The 23,694-nt window shown below is 44.7% G+C and carries 23 protein-coding genes and 1 pseudogene; 13 read left to right on the top strand and 11 right to left on the bottom strand.

The features are described from left to right. Positions 1-138: 138 nt before the first annotated feature. The 4 genes from NDI42_RS21850 to NDI42_RS21835 form a co-directional block, all read right to left on the bottom strand. Entirely contained in the window at positions 139-1,335 is a 1,197-nt protein-coding gene (locus NDI42_RS21850; protein ID WP_190452393.1) for a serine/threonine protein kinase, read from the bottom strand. A gap of 80 nt (positions 1,336-1,415) precedes the next feature. Next, positions 1,416-2,756, bottom strand: a complete 1,341-nt coding sequence (locus tag NDI42_RS21845; RefSeq protein WP_190452391.1) for a protein kinase domain-containing protein — start codon at positions 2,754-2,756, stop codon at positions 1,416-1,418. 98 nt (positions 2,757-2,854) lie between these two features. Next, positions 2,855-4,273 carry a serine/threonine protein kinase gene (locus NDI42_RS21840; protein WP_190452390.1) on the bottom strand — a complete coding sequence of 473 codons (1,419 nt, stop codon included), beginning with the start codon at positions 4,271-4,273 and terminating at the stop codon, positions 2,855-2,857. Positions 4,274-4,607: 334 nt separating this feature from the next. Continuing rightward, positions 4,608-5,807: a phosphoglycerate kinase gene (locus NDI42_RS21835; protein ID WP_190452389.1), complete on the bottom strand. Its 1,200-nt coding sequence runs from the start codon at positions 5,805-5,807 to the stop codon at positions 4,608-4,610. A gap of 177 nt (positions 5,808-5,984) precedes the next feature. On the opposite strand from NDI42_RS21835, the gene NDI42_RS21830 reads away from it, so the two are divergent. Both NDI42_RS21830 and ylqF read left to right on the top strand, forming a co-directional pair. Next, positions 5,985-6,395: a universal stress protein gene (locus NDI42_RS21830; protein ID WP_190423202.1), complete on the top strand. Its 411-nt coding sequence runs from the start codon at positions 5,985-5,987 to the stop codon at positions 6,393-6,395. Between the two features lie 190 nt (positions 6,396-6,585). Next, positions 6,586-7,455 carry a ribosome biogenesis GTPase YlqF gene (gene ylqF, locus NDI42_RS21825; RefSeq protein ID WP_190452388.1) on the top strand — a complete coding sequence of 290 codons (870 nt, stop codon included), beginning with the start codon at positions 6,586-6,588 and terminating at the stop codon, positions 7,453-7,455. Positions 7,456-7,630: 175 nt separating this feature from the next. Here the strand turns inward: ylqF and NDI42_RS21820 are convergent, their stop codons facing one another. Further along, complete coding sequence (locus NDI42_RS21820) at positions 7,631-9,076, bottom strand: protein kinase domain-containing protein (RefSeq protein ID WP_190452404.1); 1,446 nt, start codon at positions 9,074-9,076, stop codon at positions 7,631-7,633. 351 nt (positions 9,077-9,427) lie between these two features. On the opposite strand from NDI42_RS21820, the gene NDI42_RS21815 reads away from it, so the two are divergent. Then, positions 9,428-11,068, top strand: coding sequence for an adenylate/guanylate cyclase domain-containing protein (locus NDI42_RS21815; RefSeq protein ID WP_190452387.1), 1,641 nt, complete (start codon positions 9,428-9,430; stop codon positions 11,066-11,068). Positions 11,069-11,161: 93 nt separating this feature from the next. On the opposite strand, the gene NDI42_RS21810 is transcribed toward NDI42_RS21815, so the two are convergent. Further along, a complete protein-coding gene (locus NDI42_RS21810; RefSeq protein ID WP_190452386.1) occupies positions 11,162-11,395 on the bottom strand; it encodes a hypothetical protein in 234 nt (77 codons plus the stop codon). Here NDI42_RS21810 and NDI42_RS21805 point away from each other — a divergent pair. From NDI42_RS21805 to NDI42_RS21795, 3 genes are all read left to right on the top strand, one after another. Then, on the top strand, positions 11,394-13,007 hold the full coding sequence (locus NDI42_RS21805; RefSeq protein ID WP_190452385.1) for an adenylate/guanylate cyclase domain-containing protein: 1,614 nt from the start codon (positions 11,394-11,396) through the stop codon (positions 13,005-13,007). The genes NDI42_RS21810 and NDI42_RS21805 overlap by 2 nt on opposite strands. Positions 13,008-13,310: 303 nt before the next feature. Beyond that, positions 13,311-14,051: a carbonic anhydrase gene (locus NDI42_RS21800; RefSeq protein WP_190452384.1), complete on the top strand. Its 741-nt coding sequence runs from the start codon at positions 13,311-13,313 to the stop codon at positions 14,049-14,051. Between the two features lie 181 nt (positions 14,052-14,232). Continuing rightward, positions 14,233-14,940, top strand: coding sequence for an SDR family oxidoreductase (locus NDI42_RS21795; protein WP_190452381.1), 708 nt, complete (start codon positions 14,233-14,235; stop codon positions 14,938-14,940). Positions 14,941-14,975: 35 nt separating this feature from the next. On the opposite strand, the gene NDI42_RS21790 is transcribed toward NDI42_RS21795, so the two are convergent. Further along, the gene (locus NDI42_RS21790) at positions 14,976-15,857 is read right to left on the bottom strand and encodes an ATP-grasp domain-containing protein (RefSeq protein ID WP_190452379.1); all 882 of its coding nucleotides are present in this window, start codon (positions 15,855-15,857) and stop codon (positions 14,976-14,978) included. A 129-nt stretch (positions 15,858-15,986) separates the two neighbouring features. Between NDI42_RS21790 and NDI42_RS21785 the strand changes: the two genes are divergently transcribed. Beyond that, positions 15,987-16,859, top strand: a complete 873-nt coding sequence (locus tag NDI42_RS21785) for an MBL fold metallo-hydrolase (protein ID WP_190452377.1) — start codon at positions 15,987-15,989, stop codon at positions 16,857-16,859. Positions 16,860-16,889: 30 nt separating this feature from the next. On the opposite strand, the gene NDI42_RS21780 is transcribed toward NDI42_RS21785, so the two are convergent. After that, positions 16,890-18,578 carry a potassium channel family protein gene (locus NDI42_RS21780; protein WP_190452376.1) on the bottom strand — a complete coding sequence of 563 codons (1,689 nt, stop codon included), beginning with the start codon at positions 18,576-18,578 and terminating at the stop codon, positions 16,890-16,892. Continuing rightward, the gene (locus NDI42_RS21775) at positions 18,532-18,786 is read right to left on the bottom strand and encodes a hypothetical protein (RefSeq protein WP_190452374.1); all 255 of its coding nucleotides are present in this window, start codon (positions 18,784-18,786) and stop codon (positions 18,532-18,534) included. Before NDI42_RS21775 ends, NDI42_RS21780 begins: the two co-directional genes overlap by 47 nt. Between NDI42_RS21775 and NDI42_RS21770 the strand changes: the two genes are divergently transcribed. Next, positions 18,760-19,350: a Uma2 family endonuclease gene (locus tag NDI42_RS21770; protein ID WP_190452372.1), complete on the top strand. Its 591-nt coding sequence runs from the start codon at positions 18,760-18,762 to the stop codon at positions 19,348-19,350. The two genes, NDI42_RS21775 and NDI42_RS21770, sit on opposite strands and share 27 nt — an antisense overlap. Positions 19,351-19,387: 37 nt before the next feature. Continuing rightward, positions 19,388-19,795, top strand: a complete 408-nt coding sequence (locus NDI42_RS21765; RefSeq protein ID WP_190452370.1) for a thiol-disulfide oxidoreductase DCC family protein — start codon at positions 19,388-19,390, stop codon at positions 19,793-19,795. Here NDI42_RS21765 and NDI42_RS21760 read toward each other — a convergent pair. Continuing rightward, positions 19,792-20,223: a hypothetical protein gene (locus NDI42_RS21760; protein WP_190420632.1), complete on the bottom strand. Its 432-nt coding sequence runs from the start codon at positions 20,221-20,223 to the stop codon at positions 19,792-19,794. The genes NDI42_RS21765 and NDI42_RS21760 overlap by 4 nt on opposite strands. Positions 20,224-20,606: 383 nt before the next feature. Here NDI42_RS21760 and NDI42_RS21755 point away from each other — a divergent pair, with 383 nt between their 5' ends. The 4 genes from NDI42_RS21755 to NDI42_RS21740 all read left to right on the top strand — a co-directional run bounded on the left by NDI42_RS21755 (position 20,607) and on the right by NDI42_RS21740 (position 23,570). After that, positions 20,607-21,446: an alpha/beta fold hydrolase gene (locus NDI42_RS21755; protein WP_190452368.1), complete on the top strand. Its 840-nt coding sequence runs from the start codon at positions 20,607-20,609 to the stop codon at positions 21,444-21,446. A gap of 42 nt (positions 21,447-21,488) precedes the next feature. Continuing rightward, positions 21,489-21,944, top strand: a complete 456-nt coding sequence (psbQ, locus tag NDI42_RS21750; RefSeq protein WP_190452366.1) for a photosystem II protein PsbQ — start codon at positions 21,489-21,491, stop codon at positions 21,942-21,944. 105 nt (positions 21,945-22,049) lie between these two features. After that, positions 22,050-23,141, top strand: coding sequence for an NAD(P)/FAD-dependent oxidoreductase (locus NDI42_RS21745; RefSeq protein ID WP_190452364.1), 1,092 nt, complete (start codon positions 22,050-22,052; stop codon positions 23,139-23,141). 174 nt (positions 23,142-23,315) lie between these two features. Continuing rightward, a complete protein-coding gene (locus NDI42_RS21740) occupies positions 23,316-23,570 on the top strand; it encodes a hypothetical protein (protein ID WP_199311033.1) in 255 nt (84 codons plus the stop codon). A 19-nt stretch (positions 23,571-23,589) separates the two neighbouring features. Here NDI42_RS21740 and NDI42_RS21735 read toward each other — a convergent pair. Beyond that, positions 23,590-23,694, bottom strand: a pseudogene (locus NDI42_RS21735) (IS1 family transposase); the annotation flags it as partial.

Below are 23,694 nucleotides of genomic sequence, written 5' to 3'. Positions count from 1 at the left end.
CTATTTTCTCGTTCCTAGTCCCAGGCTGGGAACCAGAAAATGTGCTGTTTTTAGAAGGAATGCAGGATAAGCAGTTCACCATTTCAATCACTTGTCTAGATTCAGGTGTAATGGTTTTGGGTTTTACTCGCACCCAGTTTAAATGCCAATGCCAAACAGCAAAGCGCGGATTAAAGCGATATATAACCAAGCCATCGGTACCCCAATAAACAGTCCAGCGATCGCCCAACCTCTTTGATGCGCTTTGAATTGTTCAATACTGCGCCATTTTCTACTTTTCCACGCCCATTCATTGCCCCTAGAACCGAGCGCGATCGCCATCAACCAACCAACATTTGGTATCAAAGATATAAGTCCAAACCAAACATTATTTGTGAAAGGCCACAGATAAGGCAACAGAAATGCGCCCCAATTCCAACCCTTAATTTCTTCAGGCACCTCCACCGAAGAATCAAATAATCTGCCTTGCCCAGAATTATTATTAAACGGGACTGCTTGCTTTAACGGCTGAATTCCTGTACTAGTGTTGATTAGAGTGCCTTCTTTCAGCGCTTTTAGAGCTGATTTCGCACTGCTAAACCGTTCCTCTGGGGCTGGTTCTGTCAACTTTTGAATCCAGCTAATCGTTGGGGAACTGATGCTCACCTGCTGCTCAAATTGAATTCGCAAGTTACGAGAAGGCAGATCCGCTGGTGCAGTTCCGGTTAACAAATGAATCAAAGTTGCTCCCAATGAATACAAGTCTGATGCTGGTACAGCCCTACCGCCAAACTGTTCCATTGGCGCATAACCATAAGTCCCCACAACGGTAAATGTGGCTCCTTCTTTTGCCGCTTTATCTTGCACAGCGCCAAAATCAACTAAATATATCTTGCCATCTTTACCCCAGATTAAATTACTCGGTTTGATGTCTCGGTGCAGCACCGTTGGACTGAGTTCGTGGAGATAAATCAAAACCTTGAGAACATCAGAGGCAATTTTGCGAACTTCTGTTTCGGTATACTTTTTGCCGGAGTTCAGCAACTCCTTCAGAGAGTCGCCGGGGATGTATTCTTGGACTATAGCAAACCAGAGCGATCGCTCATCCATACAAAAATAATCTCGGTATTGAGGAATCTGGGAATGATTCAACTGTTTAAGTACCTGTGCTTCTCTTTCAAACAGCTTGAGATCGTCCCACTGCACCTCGCCACCAAAAGCTAGGAGTTTGACAACTACCAACTCTTTTTCTTCAGTTTCGATATCCGTCGCTAACCAAGTTTGTCGCCCAGCATTTTGTCCTAGTTTTTGGTTTAGTTTATAGCGTCCTTGTAATACCTGTTCTGCTTGCAGCATTTTTAGTCCTTAGTCATTAGGTATTAGTCATTACCATTACCAATTACCGAATTTCCAGCCTTGTGTGTCTACTAACATTTTCACTTACCTATTTTAGTTGTGCCAACACCACAGGCTGGTTGACCATTTATAATGATTGGATTTGGAATTACGCTTATTCCGGTCGCCTTAGATTCGCACATAATTGCCAACGTTTTCATTTCACCCTTAGCAGCCCCAACGTCGTTTACAGGTACTAAGAAAGTACCGCCAACATAGCTTTTGAGTTTACGATTTCGGGTTATTCCATAGTTAAATGCGGCTTTATCTGGCCCCCAAGTTGAATACTGGTAGTTTTCTGTCTGAGTGCTAATACCAATCCCTAGTTCTGTAACGGAATTAGAAAAATGATTGTTATCCAAAAAATAAGCTTGCTGGGCGAGGTTCATTGCACTAACATATTGTTTCGCTTCAGATTGCTTGGCTTTAGTTGATGAATCCAGCAAATCTGGCATAGCAGTAACACCTAAACCGAGAATTATTAGTGGTATCGAAGCTAAAAACGCTAGACGGCCATAACGAACTGAATTTTCATTTTCTTGAGGATTTGTTTTAATATAACTGGGGGAAGTAGCTGCTACCATTCCCTCAAGTGCTTCCCGTGCTGTAGTGAATCTTTTTTCGGGAGCGGGTTCTATGAGTTTTTCTATCCAGTGGGTAACATTGGGGTTCAGGTTAACTTTGTCTGCAAATTGAATTCGCATTTGATGCTGCGGTAATTCAGCTGGTGGTGTTCCAGTTAACAAATGAATGAGTGTTGCTCCCAGTGCATACAAATCTGATGCTGGAACTGCACGTCCCCATAGTTGTTCGGGCGGCGCATAGCCACTGGTTCCGACTACTGTAAAGGTTACTCCTTCAGTCTTAGCGCGGTCAGTAACCGCACCAAAATCTACCAGATAAACTTGTCTGTTTTCGCCGAAAATCAAATTACTGGGTTTGATATCGCGGTGCAAAACTGGCGGACTCAATTCGTGCAGATAAATCAGAATCTTCAGCACCTCTGTGGCAATTCTTTGCACCAAACTTTCTGTTAAATTTTTTCGTTCATCTAACATTTGGCGTAAGGATTTACCAGGAATGTAATCTTGAACTAATCCAAACCAAGGTAAACCGCCGCCTGTCTCTTCATCCAATGAAAAATAATCGTGATATTTCGGAATTTTGGGATGGTTGAGATTTTTTAAAACTTGAGCCTCACGTTCAAATAGTTTCAATTCTTCCCATTGCATCTGCGGATTAAAAGCCAGCAATTTAACAATTACTTCTTGGTTAGGTTCGGCTGATAAATCTGTTGCTAGCCAAGTTTGCCGCCCTGCATTTTGCCCTAATTGCCGTTCTAGCTGATAACGTCCTTGTAATACCTGTTGTGTTTGCAGCATGATTTACTTGTTAGTTGTAAGTTATCTGTTGTCATTAGAGGCGAAGCATTCGCGTTGCAATTTCGGTGAGTCGTAAATTCTTATACGCAGCTTTGCCCTTATTTAAGCCAATCTTGTATCTGTTGAGCTAACCAATTACACTCGTTCTCAGTGAAATTACGCCCCAAGGAATAGTTACAGCTATTAGTTTGAATGTTTAGCCGCTTTGAAGCGATTTTATATACCTTTTTAATTTCTGAAGTTTGCCCTTGATGACGAATATAACAGAAGCCAAAAAGTTTTTTTTCAATTACAAAACTTTCTTGGTCGAAATAAAGGTAATTATCGCCTAGGGAGTTGAGGTTGTTTAAATGTAATTTTGATAACATTTTTGCCAGTTCAGATTGTACATTATTCCCTAACCAAATGTTTCCAACGATTAACACTCCAGCCAACATTAAGGAAATCAGAAGAAAAAACTTATAGTAAAATAATGACACAACACCAATGGCTACGAATAATAGCAGACAACATAGCATAAAAAGTAGCGATAATAGAGACATTATCGAGCCTGCTGCTAGTAGCCATTTTCCTCCAAATCCTAGGAGATCTACAAGAAATAATAACCCTCTTCCAGAAATTTTAATTTTCAATTCGGTAGGAGACTTCCACATCTGAATCCGACTGCCAGTCGGCTGACGAACTTTTTGCAGCGGAGTGTTGAGATAGCGTTCTGCTTTCAGGTCTTTTAGCGCGAGTCTGGCTGTGCTATAACGTTGGCTTAAATCGGGTTCTGTTAGGGATTGAATCCAACAAATAAAAGTGGGATTAATGCTTATAAGATGGGAAAATTGAATCTGCAAATTCTTCTGGGGCAAATCTGCTGGAGAAGTCCCAGTTAATAAGTGAATTAAAGTTGCTCCCAGCGCATATAAATCGGATGCTGGTACAGCTTTTCCCCAAAATTGTTCCAGCGGTGCATATCCCGTAGTTCCGACTACCGTAAAAGTGACACCTTCAGCAGCCGCAGAATCTTGAACTGCACCGAAATCAACTAGATAAATCTGCTCATCTTCTCCCCAAATCAAGTTACTCGGTTTGATATCCCGGTGCAGTAGCGGCGGACTTAATTCGTGCAGGTAAATGAGTATATTTAAAATATCTGTGGCAATTTGACGTACTTGGTTTTCCGTAAAACGTTTGCCTTGATGCAAAAGTTGTTGTAGAGTGTTCCCCGGAATGTATTCTTGGACTAAGCCAAACCAGCACAAACCAGCGCCAATAGTTTTGTCCAGGGAAAAATAATCTCGATATTTGGGAATTCGGGGATAATTAAGATTTTTTAAAACTTGAGCTTCGCGCTCAAAGAGTTTAAAATCATCCCACTGCATCTGCGGGTTAAAGGCTAGCAGTTTGACGATGACCAATTCTGGCGGCGACACACTGACATCAGTTGCTAGCCAGGTTTGTCGCCCAGCATTGTGTCCTAACTGCTCTTGGAGTTGGTAACGCCCCTGCAATAGTTGTGCTTGCAGCATTTGGAGAAAGGATTCACGACTCGCTGTATCTACTCCAATTTAACTAGCGATCGCGTATAGCGCTACCACTACTTGTCCACCATATGGACGGGGGACTTTGCAGCTTCCTCATAGATTTTCTTGGGGATTTCTCCTGAGTGTAGATTGCTACACTCATTGTTGACTACAGCGATCGCCTTCTCTCAACAAACAAATGCGATCGCTATTTTTGAGAACTGACAATATATTCACACAAAGATAGAGACGCGCAATTGTGCTTCGCACCGCTTCGCTAACGCGTCTCTACATAAGCCCGCTTTAGGCGGGCTTTGTTTCCTCAAGGCGATTTTAGCCGTTACGCCTCATCCAACGCTGCAATCCCTGGAAGTTCCTTGCCTTCCAGCAACTCCAGACTTGCGCCGCCGCCAGTGGAAATGTGGCTCATTTGTTCGCCCAAATTCAACTGTTCCACCGCAGCAACTGAGTCGCCACCGCCGATAATCGTGGTAGCGCCAGTCTTAGTGAGGTCGGCAAGAGTATGTGCGATCGCTTCCGTCCCTTTGGCGAATTGGGGGAACTCAAACACACCCATCGGGCCATTCCAAATCACCGTCTTGCAATCTGCAAGCGCATCTTGGAATGTCTTCACGGAGTCGGGGCCAATATCCAAGCCCATCCAACCATCGGGAATAGCATCAATACTCACAGTTTGAGAGTTGGCATCAGCAGCAAAATTATCTGCAAGGATGACATCTGTCGGCAAGAGCAATTGAACGCCGCGCTCTTTCGCCTTAGCTTCCAAAGACTTCGCCAATTCCAGCTTATCTTCTTCCACCAACGACTTACCCACATTCAGCCCGCGAGCCTTGTAAAAGGTGAAAATCATGCCGCCGCCCAGGATCAGCTTATCGCACTTATCTAGCAGCGTTTCGATGACACCAATTTTACTGGAAACCTTGGAACCACCGATAATTGCAGCTAGAGGACGCTGGGGATTTTCAATCGCACTTTGCAAATATTGCAATTCCTTCTCAATCAAGTATCCAGCCACAGATGGACTAAGATACTTAGTAACGCCCTCAGTGGAAGCATGAGCGCGGTGAGCGGTGCCAAAGGCATCATTCACATACAAATCGGCATTTGCAGCCAATTTTTTCGCGAATTCCGAGTCGTTTTTCTCCTCCTCTGGGTAGAAGCGGACATTCTCCAGCAGTAGTACGTCGCCATTTTGCATCGCCGCCACCTTAGCTGCGACATCTTCGCCGATGCAGTCATCGCACTTGACGACTTGCTTACCCAGTAACTCTGAGAGGCGATGGGCAACGGGAGTCAGGCGGTATTTGTTATCTACGCCCTTTGGACGACCAAAGTGGCTGGAGAGAATCACCTTAGCGCCTTTAGAAGTTAAATCCTGAATTGTTGGCAGAGCTGCCCGAATGCGCGTATCGTCAGTGATGCTGCCATTGTCTAAAGGTACGTTAAAATCCGCCCGTACCAGTACCCGTTTACCGGATAAATCAGATGCCGCTAAATTTGCTACAGTTTTCTTGGACACAGCGTGAACCTCCTAATTGCGTCTTAGTTAAAAATTTCGCCACCAGTAGCGTGTTAATGGTCGTTTGACCTTTTTCCCTCAAAAGCTAGATAAACCAAAGTGCGATCGCAAGTTAAGTTTTTTCTAGCCAGCGCCGTCCACATTTTACAGGAGTAGGGGTTCCTACAGGTGCGTGCCATGTTCAAGACTGTTCTGTTTCCTGTCGATCAAAGTCGAGAAGCCCGCGAAGCGGCTGATGTTGTTGCCAATATTGTGCAAAAGTATGGTAGCCGCTTAGTGTTGCTGTCGGTGGTAGAAGAACCAGAAGTAGAGGAATCGCCTCGTCCAGATGCGATGAACTCACCACAAGCCGTTGCCGAATTGCTTAAAACTGCACAAAATCTATTTGCTGAGTTAGGCATCCAAGCTGAGATCATTGAGCAAACAGGTAAGGTGGCTTTTACAATTTGCGATGTTGCTGATGAAATGGATGCCGATTTAATTGTGATGGGGTGTCGCGGACTGGGTTTGACTGAGGAAGGCGTTTCCGAAAGTGTCACTAACCGGGTGATTAACCTTGCCCCTTGCCCAGTTTTGGTTGTTCCCTAATCAATTTTGGATTTTGAAGCGATTTTTGGGGAGATTGATCAGGGAGTTGAACCATTACTGGTTCTTCCCCCAACCTCCCGTTCTTCCCAAAATATGGCGTGATTTTGCGGGGGCGAAGGAGTTTCTAGGCTTCCGATGATTTTGGATTAAATCTAAAATCTAAAATTTAAAATCTAAAATCTAAAATTCTATGACTACTCCCGATATTAATTGGTATCCCGGACACATTGCCAAAGCTGAAAAGTCTCTCAAAGAACAGCTTAAGCGTGTGGATGTGGTGTTGGAAGTGCGAGACACCCGCATTCCTCTCTCCACGCACCATCCCCAAGTGCCAGAGTGGGTTGGTACCAAGGCGAGGGTGTTGGTACTCAACCGCATGGATATGATTACTCCCTCTGTGCGACAGATGTGGACAGAGTGGTTTAGGGAACGAGGGGAAGCGCCATACTTCACTGATGCTCAGCATGGTAAAGGTATAGTAGCAGTGGCAAAGGCGGCGCAAGCAGCTGGGGAACAGATGAATCAACGAAGAAGCGATCGCGGGATGCTTCCTCGCCCAGTCCGCGCCGTTGTGATCGGCTTTCCTAATGTCGGCAAATCAGCTTTAATTAATCGCTTGTTGGGAAAAAGAGTCGTAGAAAGTGCGCGTCGTGCTGGCGTGACTCGTCAACTGCGCTGGATACGCATTTCCGATCAAATTGAACTTTTAGATGCTCCCGGCGTTTTACCTTCCAGGTTAGAAAATCAATCTGCTGCCCTCAAATTAGCTATCTGCGATGATATCGGTGATGCGTCTTATGATAATCAACGAGTGGCAGCTGCTTTGGTAGATTTTCTGAAAAATTTAAACAGCCCAGATGCAGATTTATTTCTGGTAAAGTCATTAGAGTCTCGCTACGGAATAGATCCAGTACCCCTAACGGGTGAAGAATATATACACGCTGTGGCAAATCACCGTCATAAAGGTGATGTAGAACGCACAGCACGGCAGATATTAAATGATTTTCGCACAGGTTTATTAGGTGCTATTCCCCTAGAATTGCCGCCAAATACACGCTAGGTAATAGAATTTTACTCCATTGTTGGCATAGATATTGATCGCGCCTCAGAAAAACTCGATTTGAAGACGATTGAAGCAGTAAATCTTCCCAAATTGCTCACCAGTATAGGGTAAAAAAAAGTGCGATCGCTTCGCCTCAAACTTTTTTCTATGCACCCTGAAAAACCCGGTTTTTCTATTTAGAAGGACAAGTATTTTTTGTCCGACCTTTCCAAATCCAACCGGACACCGGAGCATTAATCTCTATCCAGCCACTTTCTTCTTTTCCAGTAACAGATACTTTAGTTCCTGATTTCACAACATCCCCAGTTTTCTTACGCCCATCCAAAGAGCGGACATTTGATGAGCTAGTAACAACAATACAACTTGGTTTTGGTGCAGTTTTAGCTGTTGTTTCAATTTGGTTTTTAGCCGTATCCGGATTAGGCGATGGGGGACGATTTGCAGAAATTGCACCGATTGTAATTACAAAAATAGCGGTGCCTACGCCGATTAGCAACGGCAATTTCTGGGGGGATTTAGATTGTGAAGTGTCTGGCGCGATCGCTTCCCTTCCCGGAGCAACTGTCACAGTGTTATGTGTTGGGGGATTACCAGTAGCAATTGTTACTGTGTTCTGCGTCGGGGGGATGGCTGGCTGGGGCGTAGATACAGGGGCAGTTGCGTCATCTGACAAAGTGTGGGGCTTCGTCTCGGCGGAGAACCTACGCAATGCCTCTTTAGCAGACTCAGAGCCATCTTTGAAGTAGCCGCGCACCTTCTGGCTGAAGACTGCCGCCAAAGCCCCCGGAGTGGAGGGATTGGTCAATGAGGCGAGTGCTTGCAGCGCCTCAGTTGCTGACTGGTAGCGGTATTTGAAGTAGTGGCGCACCATCTTATCTAGAACATCTGCCAAAGAGTCGCTGACTTGAGCTTGATGTCGCCAGAGAATTTCCCCAGTCTCAGGATCTTCTGATAATTGTCTGGGATTTAAGCCAGTCAAGGCTTGGATGCCGATGGTGCCGAGAGCATAAATATCGCTACTGGGGCGGGGTCTGCCTTGTCCCTGTTCGCTGGGCATATAGCCTGGGGTGCCAATTGCTACAGTCTCGTTTACACCTTCAGGTGCAAGGACTGACTGCATCTGCACTTGCTTAACAGCACCAAAATCAACCAAAACTAACTTGTTGTCTGAGGAACGGCGGATTAAATTATCCGGCTTGATATCCCGATGGATCACCCCGTTACCGTGGACAAATTCTAGAATAGGTAAAACTTCAGCCAGCAGTTGAATCGCCTGAGTTTCGCTCCACCGCTGACCCGGTGGAAGTTCTACACTTAGAGTATGTCCGTCGATAAACTCCTGTACCAGATAAAACTCTTGGTTTTCCTCAAAGTAAGCTAACAGCCGGGGAATTTGGTCATGATTTCCTAACTTTTCCAGGGTTTCCGCTTCGCTATTAAACAAGCGTCTAGCTGTTTGCAAAAATTCCGGGTTGCTAATAGCGGGTTTAAGGTGTTTGACGACACAGGTGGGGTTTCCTGGTCGGCGAGTGTCTTGGGCGATGTATGTATGACCAAATCCGCCTTGACCTAGCACTTGAACCACCTGATAACGCTGGTCTAGTAAAGTGCCTATCATTGTTTCGCTGCTGGGAGGTAAACCGTTTGACATAATAGATTTTTTTCCAAAAATAAGTAGTGTCTTCCGGATTTTTAACAAAATCGATTTCTGCTGTGATTCGCTGGTTTATTTCCAGTGTGTTTTGCCGTTGTATAGCTACAACCTCGACCCGGTATGGGAAACCAGCCATACTATGATACTGTTGTTCTAAGGATGAGGGGTCATACCCCCCAATTTTTCATAGAAAGGGCGCGATCGCATTGGATCTAATAATGCTTTGTGCATCTAAATTGCATAAATTTATACTTAGACTACGGGCTGGGGAATTGTGCCTCCTTTGTTGGCTTTGCTTCAAAAAGGTATTAAGTCATGGCTGAACTTAAACTACGCCTAAAAGAAGAAGATACGGAAAGAACGGTTACGGTAAATCAGGATGAATTTACTATCGGGCGTTTGCCAGAATGTGACTTGTGCTTGCCTTTTGGGGGAATTTCCCGCTACCATGTCCAATTTTTGAAGACAGCGACCGGAGACTGGACAATTGAGGATATGGGTAGCAAAAACGGGACACGATTGAACGAACGTCCTGTAACCTCGCCTCAACAGATAAATGACGGTGACGTTATTTGGCTGGGAGATGTTGGTGTAGTTGTTGTTTTAACTGCTCCTGTAAAACCCGATTTGCTAGAGGTACCGCCTGAAGGTACTACTATCCTTCGCAATGTTAAAGAACTGCAACAGCAATGGATACAAGCGGATGGGGCGAAAGATTCCAGCGACAATAAGGAGAAAGCGATCGCTCGCCTGAAAGATTTGGTAGATATCGCTAAGGCTCTCAGTGCTGCTGAATCAATAGAAGCCATTTTTGAACAGGTGCAGGAAGTTGTTTTCCGCAGCCTCAAAAGTATTGAACGCTTAGCATTGTTAGTTGATGTCAACGGTTTAGGTAAACTTGAATTGCTCAATGCCGCAACCAGAGATGTCTCTCAAAATCTCACCGAGTCGGGTAGTTGGATTAGTCGCAGCATTTGTCAAAGAGTATTTGATGAAAAAGTAGCAATTCAAACCGCAGATGCTCAAATGGATAAACGGTTTGAAGGGGAACAAAGTATTTTCGTCAAAGGCATCAAGAGCGCGATCGCTGTTCCTCTCTGGGATGAAAATAAAGTAGTCGGCGTACTTTATGCCGATGCTCAACTTCCTTCTAGCCATTGGACTAAAGGCGGAGAAGAAGACCTCAGTTTTTTTTCAGCCTTAGCCAATCTCGTCGCCTCAGCTGTACAACGGTGGCTCTTAACACTCAAACTCAGAAACGAAGAAACAATTAGGAATAGACTAGAGCGCTATCACTCCCCTTCTGTTGTGCAGCACATTATGACCCAAGGGGCATTAGAAGATGGTCGTCTGGTTCCCGCCGAAGTTGATATCAGCATTCTCTTCGCTGATATTGTCGGCTTTACTGCACTTTCGGAAAGATTGCGTCCCGCACAAATTGCCCACTTGCTAAATGCTTTCTTCGAGGAAATGTTACAGGAAGTTTTTGCGGTTGGAGGAACGCTGGATAAATATATTGGAGATTGCATTATGGCATTCTTTGGCGCTCCGGAACCGCAAATAGATCATGCTGACAAGGCTGTTGCTGCGGCTATGGGAATGCTGACTCGTCTAGAAAATCTCAATGCGAATCAAGTATTAGCAGAACCGCTGCAAATCAGGATTGCTATCAACAGCGGTAGGGCAGTAATTGGAGATGTCGGCAGTTCTCAAAGGGTAGATTATACTGCGTTAGGAGCAACAATTAATCTTGCCTCCCGCATGGAAGGAATTTGTCCTCCCGGTGAATGTGTCGTCAGCGAAGCCACCTATTCAATGCTGACGCGAACCCCCCAAAAGGGCCTTCCCTTGGGGACGCAAGGCTTGGAGGAAATGGGAGAGTACCGTTTCAAAGGCATTGACCGCCCGATAAAGGTTTATCAGACCAAGAGGGATGGTACCAAACCAGTTTCTTGATGGTAGACGCAGATCCAACAAAGCCCCTTTAATCCGGGGGAGCTGCGTGTAGTATCAAAAGAAAAATGGGACAAAGCGATCGCTTGTTCTCTCCTAATGCCAAAGGTGCGATTTTTCTAGCGTCGCCGCCAATTTCAACATTGCTAATCGTCGGTAGAAGGATTTTCTCAAGGTTAAGATGGTTGCAGCGATGCGCTCAAAAGCACTACTGCTTACGCTATCGCTGGGGAAATGCCATTGCTTTTGTCGGTGCGCTATTTGAATATTGCTTTGCAAGAGATTTTTAGCACCTCTTGTTCGCTGTGGTGCAAGGAGGTTTGAAGTCATGGCTGAACTAAAGCTGCGCCAACAAATTGAAGGCAAGACCGAAAGCTACATCACAGTAGAAAAAGAGGAATTTACTATTGGGCGGTTGCCAGAATGCGATTTGTACTTACCATACTTTGAGATTTCTCGCTACCATGCCCGCTTGGTGAAAGCGCCTGATCGGGGGTGGTTGATTGAGGATATGCACAGCACCAACGGTACCCGGTTAAATGAACGTCTTTTGACCTCCCCTCAAAAAGTCAATCACGGCGATGTTATTCAGCTAGGGCATATTTGCCTAAATGTTATTTTCACCGATCCTCCTCAACCCCAGAAGCCAGTAACATATCCGCTGGCTGATGAGGCAATGACTATCTTTCGCAGTGCCGAAGAACTGCAACAGCAGTGGATACAGGCTGATGATAATGGCGATCGCTCCTCAAACCACCAAAAAGCAATCGATCGTCTCAAAGACATGGTGGATATAGCTAAAAGTCTAAATTCTGCTGAATCTATAGAAGCGATTTTTGCTCAGGTGCAGGAAATCGTTTTTCGCAATTTAAAAAGTATCGAACGTTTGGCACTATTAGTTGATATTAATGATTCGGGCAAACTTGAATTACTTGATGCAGCCGCCAGAGATATCTCTCAACAGGAAAATATAACAGCCGATGACAGTTGGATTAGCCGCACCATCTGTCAAAAAGTATTTACTGATAAATTAGCTGTAAAAACCGCTGATGCTCAAAGGGATGAACGCTTTGTAGGCGAACAAAGTATTTTAGCCAAAGGCATTCGTAGCGCCTTAGCTGTTCCTCTCTGGGATGAACATCATGTGGTAGGCGTTCTTTATGGCGATGCCAATCTTTCTTTTAACCATTATGCTAAAGGCGGAGAAGAAGACCTCAGCTTTTTTTCAGCTTTAGCCAATCTAGTAGCATCAGCTGTGCAACGTTGGTTATTAACACAGAAACTCAGAAGCGAAGCAAATATTCGCCACAGACTAGAACGCTATCACTCGCCTTCAGTTGTGCAACACATCATGACACAAGGGGCATTAGAAGACGGTCGTCTGGTTCCCTCAGAAGGTGAAATTAGCATTCTCTTTGCTGATATTGTTGGCTTTACTGCCCTTTCGGAAAAGTTAACTCCCACACAAATTGCCCATTTGCTTAATAACTTCTTCGAGGAAATGTTGCAAGAAATTTTTCATGCTGGAGGGACGTTAGATAAATTTATTGGCGATTGCATTATGGCATTTTTTGGCGCTCCCGAACCGCAGCCAGATCATGCCGAGAGAGCTGTAGCCTCCGCCTGGGGAATGCTGGAGCGTTTAGATCGTCTCAATACTTGTCGCTTCTTTCCAGAACCCCTGCAATTGCGGATTGCCATCAATAGCGGTAAAGCCGTAGTTGGAGATGTTGGAAGCTCTCAGAGGGTAGATTATACCGTGTTAGGAACAACGATTAATCTTGCTTCTCGTATGGAAGGAATTTGTCCGCCTGGTGAATTTGTTATCAGTGAAAAAACCTATTCAATGCTGAAGCGAACAAAAGGCTTGTCCGCAATGGGAGAGTTTCGTTTCAAAGGCATTGACCGGCCCATACAAGTTTATCAAACCAAGAGGCATTAATTGGCTATTGAGCTGATTTGTCGGCGGTACCAAGTAATTAAAAATTAAAAATTGTAAAACTCAATTGTTGCTTTTACCTTTGGGTGCTTATAGCTATCGGCAAATTAAATGTATGACAGCTTAATAAATGCGATCGCGATCTTTGGATGCGGCACGCAGCCACATTCTTCGCGCCGAGGCACTATACATTATCCTCTATTTCTGTTCCACTAAAAAAAAAAATTTTTCTATCCAAAAATATACTTCAATGAGATACACATCCATTTTTTGGATCGGGAAATAACGTTTTCTTGAGGTATTAGAATGAGTCGAATTGATGGGTTTGTGGGACGGCGCGATTTATTGAAACTGGTAGGCGCGGGAGGAGCTGGTCTTGCTGCTACTGCTGCTGGCGGTGTCCTCTGGACTGCACAGGAAGCGATTTCTCCACAAGCTGCTGCTGCTGAATATCAAAGCAATCCTAAACCAGTTAGTCCTGACGAAGCTTTGAAAAGATTGGTGGAGGGGAACAAACGGTTTGTGCAGGAAAGGCGTCAAAACCCCAACCAATCAATAGCACGTTTGCAATTAGTTGCTAAAGGCCAGTATCCGTTTGCAGCCATGCTTAGCTGTGCTGATTCACGAGTTCCTTCAGAAATTGTGTTTGATCAAGGGCTTGGGGATTTGTTTGTTGTTCGCCTAGCTGGAAATGTCGTAAGTCCTACATCTTTAGGTAGCCTAGAATTCGCTACAGCGGTATTAGGCGCTCAGCTGATCGTGGTAATGGGACATGAAAGATGCGGTGCAGTAGCGGCGGCGGTCAAAGGCGATCCACTCCCTGGTAGAATTGGCACTTTTGTTGAGGACATCAAACCAGCCTTAGCAAAGGTAAAAGGCAAATCGGGCGATCCAGTTGAGAATGCAGTCGTAGCCAATGTTCAATATCAAGTTGAATTGTTGCAGGAAACTTCTGTGATGCTGGCTCAACTGATCCAAGAAGGCAAACTAAAAATTGTCGGCTGTCGTTACGATCTAGATGCTGGAGAAATAACTATTGTTACTTAATAAACTTTTCTAGATGCGTAGGGTGCGTTACGCTTACGCACCTGTCTCCCCAGTTAGAGCGTAGGTTGGTACTAATCGCCCAACCTACCATTTCAAGCATTTATTAGGTTTTGCTTAGTCGCACGGGCCCAACCTAAAAATATTTTTAACTAAAATTATAAATGTAAGCCAGGGAATAAAAATGAAAAAAATAGCAATTGTCACAGGTGCCAATCGGGGACTCGGTTTTGAAACTTGCCGACAACTGGCTTCAAAAGATATCCAAGTTGTTCTTACCAGTCGTGACGAAACTAATGGCAAAGCAGCGGTTGAAAAGCTGCAAGCTGAGGGATTGGATGTTGTTTATCATCCGCTTGATGTCACTAATGCAGAAAGTATCGAGCATTTGGCGCAGTTTATTCGCAATGAGTTTGGGAAACTGGATATTTTGGTGAACAATGCGGGAATAGCTAGAGATTTTACGGATGCCGAAAATAGCATATTTAATACCAAAATTAATACTTTACAGGAAACAATCGAGACAAATTTATACGGGCCATTGCTGCTGTCTCAGGCTTTAATTCCCCTGATGAAAAAGCATAATTATGGACGAGTTGTTAATGTATCATCGGGTGCGGGACAATTGTCGGAGATGAACACAGGATACCCTGCATATCGAATTTCCAAAACTGCCCTGAATGCACTAACGCGGCTTTTTGCCAATGAGTTGAAAGACACAAATATTTTAGTAAATGCCGTGTGTCCAGGCTGGGTGAAAACTGATATGGGCGGCTCGAATGCTCCGAGAACTTTAGAGCAAGGCGTTGATACAATTGTCTGGCTGGCTACGTTACCTGATGATGGTGCGACAAGTGGTTTTTGGCGCGATCGCCAACCCATACCTTGGTAAACTCAGTAGGGTAGCAATGTCTACCTTACTACTCGTCATCCTTCTAATGTGATGTCTTTTAACTTATTCCAAAGCTCAATTACAGGAATTTGACTAAAACCTGCAAATTGGGCATCTGCTGTCTCTATTACAATCCACTCTCCACTTTCTAATTGCCCAATATCGATGGCTACATAAGGCACATTGAGACGTTCAGATGCCAAAACTGCTAAATTTAAGACTGCGTTTTCTTCTTCTAGCGATAACTTGCTCAAATCATCGCGTCCTTCCCAATAGTAGCCATATTTTAGGACGCGGTGATTATAAATAAAAACTCTAAATTCTCTGCCCATAGGGAAGCTGTTTGGCGCTAAGCGGTTGTGTCGCAAACTTACTAATTTCCTAACAATAAGTCTGCCTCTTGAACCATATTCAAGAGTTAATAAATGCTTGGAAATTCTGACTAAATCTTCATAATTATTTGCTACACAGGACTCCCAACCTTGCGTTTTTACAGACTGGATTGCCCCTTTGATAAATACAGGAAATCCTAATAAATCGCCAGCTTTGGCACATTCATTGATCGAGTGTATGACAATACTTTCCGGAGTTAACCCTTTTAGTAAGGGATAAAATAAATCAAATTCTAGAGCTGTCTGGTGTTGCCAGGGAGTATTGAGCAATTTTATTCCTTTAGCTTTTGCAGCGTTGTAGATAGCTTCGTAGCGATAAAGTTCAGGAATATATCCCACCCAAATTCCAGCAGTATATTGGGGATATTTAGGAATGTGGTATAAAGCATTTTCTGCTGTGCCGCATCGTTCAAAATCTTGCGGTATGTAATAAACTTTGCATCCTAATAGTAGAGCTGTCTCAGTTACTATTTTTAGGTCTCTGCTGCTGGCAGATGGCTTTATTTGTCCTGATGATTCGCTCAAAACAATCATCGCTCTGACACCGAAAAGGTTTGTGTAAGATAGGAAATAGAGGGAGACGCGATCGCTTAGTGTCTCTACAAGAGTGGGGAGTAAAGTAGAAAGTCTATTGCAGCACCGTTAGGTATAATTATGGCTCATTTAACTCAAAGCCGTCCCCAAAATGTGAACGGCGATTTTTACGTCGATAGCACTTGTATTGATTGCGATACGTGCCGCTGGATGGTTCCAGAAGTATTTTCTCGCATTGATGAGCAGTCAGCGGTTTATCATCAGCCAGAAAATGAGGCAGAAAGATTGCGTAGTCTCCAAGCTCTCCTCGCTTGTCCTACCGCTTCCATTGGTACAATCGAGAAGCCAAAGGATATCAAAGAAGCGCAGCAGAGTTTTCCAATTTTAGTTGCAGAAAATGTCTACCATTGCGGCTATCATTCGGAAGATTCCTATGGTGCGGCAAGTTACTTGATTGTGCTGCCAGAAGGTAATGTTTTAGTTGATTCTCCCCGGTTTACGCCACCTTTAGTTAAGCGGTTAGAGGAGATGGGGGGAATTCGTTATATGTACCTGACCCACAGAGATGATGTGGCGGATCATAAAAAGTATAGAGAGCATTTTGGGTGTCAGCGCATTCTCCACACCGACGATATCACTTCTGGTACTCGTGATGTGGAAATTCAGCTAACTGGTACCGAGCCTTATCAGCTGACACCGGATCTATTGATTATCCCAGTTCCCGGTCACAGCAAAGGTCACACAGTTTTGCTGTACAAGAATAAATTCTTGTACACCGGAGATCATCTCGCTTGGTCTTCCCGACTCAATCAGCTGATTGCTTTCCGGGATGTATGTTGGTACTCTTGGCAAGAACAGATTAAATCGATGCGAAAACTGGCGAACTACTCCTTCGAGTGGGTGTTACCTGGTCATGGACGCAGATATCATGCGGACGCAAAGACAATGCACCAGCAGATGCAGCAGTGTATCGCTTGGATGGAAGCAAATTGAAAGTTTTGATGTTAATTACCAATTACCAAATTACGTGGCTATAAGTTGAGAGGGTGTCACGCGCCACAACTGCTCTAACCGATTTGCTGGCATAGTCAAATATAAAATATCACCAGCACCGAGTCCAGTTTCCAAAACATTCCAGCCGTGGATGGTTTGGCAGTTGGTTTCGATGTACAAAGGCACGAAATCTGCATCCATTGCGGACTCTTTAACGCGCTTACCACAAAAGGGATGTCCGGGTGTAATCATCGTGGCTAAGGCAACCCAAAGACTATTGCCAGTCATGCCATTGCCTAAAACTCGCCCTCCCAAAGCCGCCGCCGCGAAGGAAGGCGCTGCTAATTCCGTCGGACTCAGCACAGCCTCAAATTCAAACACTTGTTGCGCTTGGGAAGCAAACTGCGGATCTTGAGTCCGCACGACAACTTGCAATTTGGGAGCAATGCCTTTGGCGCTTAAGGCAATTTCTAAATTTGCCATGTCGTCGCTGGTGACGGCTAAGAGGGCATTTGCTTTGTGGATATTGGCAGCAGCCAGAGTGGCAAATAAGCTGGCATCTCCATGAACTACTGGTACTCCCAATGCGCGGACGGTGTTGAGAAATCGATTGTCGGAGTCGCGTTCGATTACGACAACCTCATGTCCGTGGGTATGGAGTTGCTGGGCTATTTTTACACCAATGCCGCCGAGTCCGCAGACGATGTAATGATTTTTCTGGGGAACTCGTGCGCCATCCCAAAATTGTTTGAAGCGGCTTCCTAGTACAAAATCGTTGAGGAGCGCATAGCAAATCCCAATTACACCAGCACCCACTAGCATCATTATGGCTGTGAAGACTTTTATACTGTCGGGAGCATTTTCTGCTACTTTCTCTTGTCCACCTGCGCCAGTAATCATACCGACGGAGAAATAAAGGGAATCAACAACAGAATTGTGTCGCTCGAAACAGATGAAGGTAAGGGTGGCGATGAAAATTGTGATCAGTAAAACGAGAGTCATCATTAAAACTGGTTGAGCGTGTTGCTGAAACTGTCGCAGGTTGGTAAAGACTTTGAGCAGTTTTGGCAGCGCCAGTTTACGTTCTCTAGCGACGTTGGGCTGGGTGCCAACGATTAAGCGATCGCCTACTTCTAATTCTTGCCCATACACTACCGCAGAAACCAGATCCATCTGACTATTTACTGGCAAATAGTAGATTAGCATCCGGGCGCGATCCTCCCATAAATCGCTTAATCGGCGACCTAGCCAAGGATGATTTTCATGAATATACTCTTCGTGGATGGGCCAAGTTTGGTTAAACAGCCGCAACTGTCCAATCGCTAGATTTCCCAAGGCGGCAAAGGCAAAGACGGGCGCAGCAAGGGCAGCAACGCTCATGGTGACGTGTTCGGGGAGCGTATGGTCTAAGCGATCGCCCAAGCTAGTATTAAACAATCTATTGATAATCCGAATCCGAGGATTGAGAATTCTGGCTTGGGTGAGGATTGCTAAATTCAGCGCCTCATCTTCCCCAGATAGCACTAATGTATGTGCTTCCTGAATCCCGGCTGCTTTTAAAGTAGAAGCTGCTCGTAATTCTCCAATTACGACATCATATTCTTCACCAGGTAGAGGCGCGGCATTGATGCCCACGACGCTTGCACCCTGCTGTCTTAGTAAACAGAATATTTTATACCCAGTAGAACCCAAGCCACAGACGATGATTCGAGGTTTCATCAACCAGATCGCTGCCTTCTAATCGTGCAACTGCATATTGTGACTTACTACGGCTGTTGAGGACTGTAGCTGAATACACCGCCGTATAGAAGTTTTGAGTTAAGTAAAGCGCGATCGCATATTTAAAGCTTTCCTTGGGTTGCTTAAACTGGATATAACCCGGAAAGCGAGGTAATTGCAGATGATTGCAAATCCAAGTTATAACCACATCTCCCCAGAGGAATATCTAGAAGCAGAAGAAGTTAGCCCTATCAAGCATGAATACAGAAATGGGCAAGTTTATGCAATGGCAGGCGCAAGCAATATTCATGTAATTATTGCCGGAAACTTGTTTGCGATGCTCAGAAATCATGTGCGCGGGAGTGGATGCCAAACTTACATAGCAGACACTAAGGCTCATATTGAGTCAATTGATACTTATTACTATCCTGATGTGATGGTGAGTTGCGATCGCCGGGATAGGGAATTTAATAACTTTTTGCGTTATCCTTGCTTAATTGTAGAGGTGCTATCTTCCACGACAGAAGCATTTGACCGAGGCGATAAATTTAGTGATTACCGACAAATGGAGTCGCTTCAGGAATATGTCCTGATTAGTCAAACTCGGATGCGGGTGGAATGCTTTCGCCGGAATGCAGAGGGTTTGTGGGTGCTTTATCCCTATGACGAAGGCGCAGAGGTTCATTTGGCAAGTGTAGATTTTCGGTGCGCGATCGCAGATATATACGAAGATGTAACTTTCCCCTCCTCGCAGCCAGAGGCTTCAAAATAGAAATATACTGCTAATCCTAAAAAAGAAAGCGATCGCAATGACTTACAACGTAATCTATGACGGCAATTGCAATCTCTGCGTTACTCTGGTGCAATTTCTGGAAAACTTAGATAAGGGACAGTTGTTTCAATACATCCCGATGCAAGACAAAGTGGCTTTGAATCACTTTGGAATTACACCCCAAGACTGCGAAATGGGGATGATTTTGATTGATGGTGAGCAAAGTGAGAGACGATGGCAGGGTAGCGATGCAGCTGAAGAAATTGGGCGTTTGTTGCCGATGGGTAGCGCGTTCGTGGATGCTTATCGCGCCTTACCTGGGGTGAAATGGATGGGCGATCGCACTTACGAACAAATGCGCGACAACCGTTACACTATCTTTGGTAAGCGTTCTTCTACCTATCAGTCTTCTTATCCGGCTGCTTGTACGGGTAGTTGCTCTTAATCTGTCTCGCCGCCGTTGAACAATTCAAATATCTGTCGGCAAAAGTGTTTTAGCTTTTCTCCCACCTCAGCTGCTGGCTGGGTTTCCCCGACAAACTGCCACTCTTCAACGGTGGAAAGTCGCCACTGCTTGCCTTTATGGTCAAATCCCGCCGCTTCTACGCCGATGACCCGGCGATCTCCGGTTAGGGGATCTTCGTAAAAACGAATCTGCACTAGAATGCTGCGGCTTTGAAATAATCGACTTCTGCCTGGAAAATGAAAGCCGATATCAATGGAATCCGGATCTACTAATTCTCTAGTATCCGGATCATTTGCCCACGGTTTTAAGTCTGCCTTAGCATCAGGAAACTCAGACTTATACAGATTGACAACAGCAGCAATCTTACTAGCGACTTGTATATTTGTGGCTTGTTCAGCTGCGTTCACTTAGTTCTCTGTGTTGTTTTGGGGTTTTAATATATCAGGATGTTCCTTCGGAAGCAACCATTGGTGCATCCTTGTTTAAGTTTAATTATTAAATCGATGCAAAATGGTAACTCCTTATACTATGCAATTTGCTCCTCTGGATGTATACTTAAATAATGGAAATCTTTGCATTTTTTTGAAAAAGATATATATTTTTATTATTAAAAAATAGGGTATAAATAAATATTACCACGATACTAAAGAAAGGAGACAAAAAAATCGCATATTTTGGATAATATATCAACTTTATAATTTTAAATAAAATCCTTGCATCGATTCGACTTGCCTGTAGATCGCGTTGGGCGGTAAGCTCTTTCCAACCGGAAAATGTGCAGGCAAAGATAGTGTCAACGAACGAGCAATTAATTAAAGTAGGTTCGCTGGAGTGGTTTTATCGGGAAGAGAATCCGCTTGGGAGGACGGATAGACTGCCAGTGGTGCTGCTGCACGGGTTGCCGTCGCAGAGTTACAGTTGGAGCGGGGTAATGCCCGCTTTAGCAGAGAAAGGGTATAAAGCGATCGCGCCCGACTGGATTGGTTTTGGCTTCTCAGCAAAACCCGACAAGCGAGACTTTGCCTATACACCCGATGCTTTTATTAACGCCCTAGAAGAATTTATCAAAAATCTGGAAATTGAGCAATTTTCCCTGGTAGTCCAGGGATTTTTGGGTTCTGTCGGTCTACAGTATGCCTTGCGTCATCCAGAGCAAATCGAACGCTTGGCAATCCTCAACGCGCCTGTATCAACCACCGCCAAGTTACCCTGGAAAATCCAACAACTAGGTTTGCCTTTGGTCGGTGATATGATGACGCAAGATCCCCTCTTAGTGGACAGAACCCTAGAAGGTGGCAGTGGTTACAGAATAGAAGACAAAGATTTAGACATTTACCGCCGTCCCTTCCTCAAAAGTTCCGATGCGGGGCGGAGTCTTCTTTACACCGTGCGGAATCTCCAGCTAAAGGAGTCAATGGCAGAAATTGAATCCGGCTTTAGTAGCTGGACGCAGCCTACTCTGATAGCCTGGGGAACCGCAGATCCTTGGCTACCCTTAAGCCAAGCGCAAAGCTTCGCCAGTTCCATTCAGGATGCCAAACTGACGAAAATGGAAGAAGTGGGGCATTATCCGCAAGAGCATTGGTCAGTAAAGGTAAGTGATGCACTTTTAAGCTTTCTTCGCCGCTAATATTTTTAAGGACGCTTAATTGAGAGGTTGATTGCAAAAAGAATGCTAAAAGTACGTTTTCGGTCTATTTTGGCTTTGATGCTGGCACTGGTAGCCACATTCACGATCAGTTGCAGTAGTGTAACTGCCGCAACAAAATCGGCTCCCAAGTACACGTCTGCTCAGATCGAGCAGATTCAGGAGTATGTTCCAGCGCTTGAGGAATTTCGCGATCGCATGAATGAACTGCAAACCATGATCCAACAACGGCGATGGGTAGATGTAGGTACGTTCATTCATGGCCCCCTGGGAGAATTGCGGCGAAGCATGAACCGTGTGGCGGCGAACCTGTCCCCCCAGGACAAAGAGGCGGCGCGGGAAGCAGCAAAAGATATCTATAGCGATCTCGTAAGGATTGACCAAGCTGCTAAAGAGGCGAATTATCAGAAAGCTGTGAGTAACTTCCGATCTGTATTGCAGGAGTTCGATGGCTTCTTGAATTTAATTCCCAAAGCCTAAAAAAAAGGCAAAAGGCGATCCCTCCTGCCCCCCTTAAAAAGGGGGAGGTAAAAGGTAAAATAAAGAATTCTTATTTTTTGCCTTTTGCCTTTTGCCTTAATTGAAATGAGTCATGTAGTCATAATCGGGTGCGGTGTTGTTGGGGCTGCGATCGCTTATGAACTGAGTCAAATTTCAGGGCTAAGCGTGACAGTTTTGGATAAACAACAACCCGCCCAAGCTTCCACAGGAGCGGCACTGGGCGTTTTAATGGGCGTTATCAGCCGCAAACTTAAAGGCAATGCCTGGAAAATGCGGCAAAGTAGCATCCAGCGCTATGAAACTCTAATTCCAGAGTTAGAGGCACTTACAGGACGGCAGATTCCCTTTAATAAACAGGGAATTATCATGCTTTGTTTTGAAGGAGAAGATTTAGCTAATTGGGAAAAATTGGTAGAAATTCGCTCTTCTCAAGGCTGGAATCTGGAAATTTGGGATGCTGCCAAACTAAAGTCAAACTGTCCTCAACTGAGTAAAGATAAAATTCTCGGTGCTATCTATTCACCCCAAGATCGACAACTCGATCCAACTGCTCTAACTTTAGCTTTGGTTGACGGTGCAGAACGTAACGGCGTTAACTTCAAATTGGGTGTCACTGTTTTGGAGAATGAATTAACAACGAATGGTGTTTGCCAGCAGATTCAAACAACATCTGGAAAGTTAGATTGTGATTGGCTAATTGTAGCCGCTGGTTTAGGTTCAACTCCCCTCACGGCATCTTTAAAAGAGTCTATTGATATTAAACCAGTGTTGGGACAAGCGTTGCATCTGCGGCTAGCGCAGCCTTTGGGTAATCCAGATTTTCAGCCCGTAATTACTGGCGATGATGTTCATATAGTGCCATACGGCCTAGGAGAATATTGGGTAGGTGCTACTGTTGAATTTCCCCCAGATGCGGGTGATGTCGTGGCTTCTGGTGCAATGCTGGAGAAGGTTTTGTCGGATGCGTTAGTATTTTGCCCGCCTTTATCCGCAGCCACCATCATCAGAACTTGGTCAGGCTTGCGCCCTCGCCCGGAAGGTCGCCCCGCACCCATCATCGGTCATCTCCCCGGTTACAGCAACGTCCTTCTCGCCACCGGACACTATCGCAACGGTGTGCTACTTGCACCCGCAACCGCAATAGCAATTCGAGAATTAATCTTGTTTAATAGCTAAACTAAAAAGCCACTTATTTAGTAATTTGTAAGTTGGGTTGAACGATAGTGAAACCCAACAACTCATGCTTGTTTACACCAATGTTGGATGAAGTTCCACCAAGCCAACCTACGATTTGTTATATATTATGAAATGTAAATAAGATAGAAAAACCTTTTATCCCTAGCTACAAATATGACAGACAAACTCCTTGGTAAACCCCGTCCCTTGTGGCAAGTGATACTCTTCTCAGTCGCCACGCTGATGCTGTACTACGGCTGGTACAAATGGATTATTCAAGAAGAGTTACGCCGCTACAACGGGTTTGGGTGGTCCGGAACGTTGTGTTTAGCGCCTTTTGTCTTGGGGGTAGCAATTCCGCAGCTTTTATGGATATTCGATCCTGATGTTCCGGGGTGGTTTGGTTGGTTTTCCGGTAGTCCTGCATAGTAATGATAACCCCAGTTTTTCATTCTATAGATAAACTGGCGTTATATTCATGAATAAAATACCAAATAGCTCCTATATGATTGGAGAGTTTTTTAGAGAACGAAAGAGTTTTTCTTACCAAACG

Source organism: Funiculus sociatus GB2-C1, assembly GCF_039962115.1.
In the GTDB taxonomy this organism is placed as follows: Bacteria; Cyanobacteriota; Cyanobacteriia; order Cyanobacteriales; family FACHB-T130; genus Funiculus; species Funiculus sociatus.
This window is presented reverse-complemented; position numbering and strand designations above follow the sequence as displayed.

Excerpts from the sequence above, each read along its gene's own strand:
- NDI42_RS21785 (WP_190452377.1), top strand. The coding sequence starts at position 15,987 with ATGGCTCATTTAACTCAAAGCCGTCCCCAAAATGTGAACGGCGATTTT.
- NDI42_RS21795 (WP_190452381.1), top strand. The coding sequence starts at position 14,233 with ATGAAAAAAATAGCAATTGTCACAGGTGCCAATCGGGGACTCGGTTTT.
- NDI42_RS21810 (WP_190452386.1), bottom strand. The coding sequence starts at position 11,395 with ATGACTTCAAACCTCCTTGCACCACAGCGAACAAGAGGTGCTAAAAAT.
- NDI42_RS21745 (WP_190452364.1), top strand. The coding sequence starts at position 22,050 with ATGAGTCATGTAGTCATAATCGGGTGCGGTGTTGTTGGGGCTGCGATC.
- ylqF (WP_190452388.1), top strand. The coding sequence starts at position 6,586 with ATGACTACTCCCGATATTAATTGGTATCCCGGACACATTGCCAAAGCT.
- NDI42_RS21850 (WP_190452393.1), bottom strand. The coding sequence starts at position 1,335 with ATGCTGCAAGCAGAACAGGTATTACAAGGACGCTATAAACTAAACCAA.
- NDI42_RS21740 (WP_199311033.1), top strand. The coding sequence starts at position 23,316 with ATGACAGACAAACTCCTTGGTAAACCCCGTCCCTTGTGGCAAGTGATA.
- NDI42_RS21840 (WP_190452390.1), bottom strand. The coding sequence starts at position 4,273 with ATGCTGCAAGCACAACTATTGCAGGGGCGTTACCAACTCCAAGAGCAG.
- NDI42_RS21845 (WP_190452391.1), bottom strand. The coding sequence starts at position 2,756 with ATGCTGCAAACACAACAGGTATTACAAGGACGTTATCAGCTAGAACGG.
- NDI42_RS21820 (WP_190452404.1), bottom strand. The coding sequence starts at position 9,076 with ATGATAGGCACTTTACTAGACCAGCGTTATCAGGTGGTTCAAGTGCTA.
- NDI42_RS21780 (WP_190452376.1), bottom strand. The coding sequence starts at position 18,578 with ATGAAACCTCGAATCATCGTCTGTGGCTTGGGTTCTACTGGGTATAAA.
- NDI42_RS21805 (WP_190452385.1), top strand. The coding sequence starts at position 11,394 with ATGGCTGAACTAAAGCTGCGCCAACAAATTGAAGGCAAGACCGAAAGC.
- NDI42_RS21815 (WP_190452387.1), top strand. The coding sequence starts at position 9,428 with ATGGCTGAACTTAAACTACGCCTAAAAGAAGAAGATACGGAAAGAACG.
- NDI42_RS21770 (WP_190452372.1), top strand. The coding sequence starts at position 18,760 with ATGATTGCAAATCCAAGTTATAACCACATCTCCCCAGAGGAATATCTA.
- NDI42_RS21765 (WP_190452370.1), top strand. The coding sequence starts at position 19,388 with ATGACTTACAACGTAATCTATGACGGCAATTGCAATCTCTGCGTTACT.
- psbQ (WP_190452366.1), top strand. The coding sequence starts at position 21,489 with ATGCTAAAAGTACGTTTTCGGTCTATTTTGGCTTTGATGCTGGCACTG.
- NDI42_RS21830 (WP_190423202.1), top strand. The coding sequence starts at position 5,985 with ATGTTCAAGACTGTTCTGTTTCCTGTCGATCAAAGTCGAGAAGCCCGC.
- NDI42_RS21800 (WP_190452384.1), top strand. The coding sequence starts at position 13,311 with ATGAGTCGAATTGATGGGTTTGTGGGACGGCGCGATTTATTGAAACTG.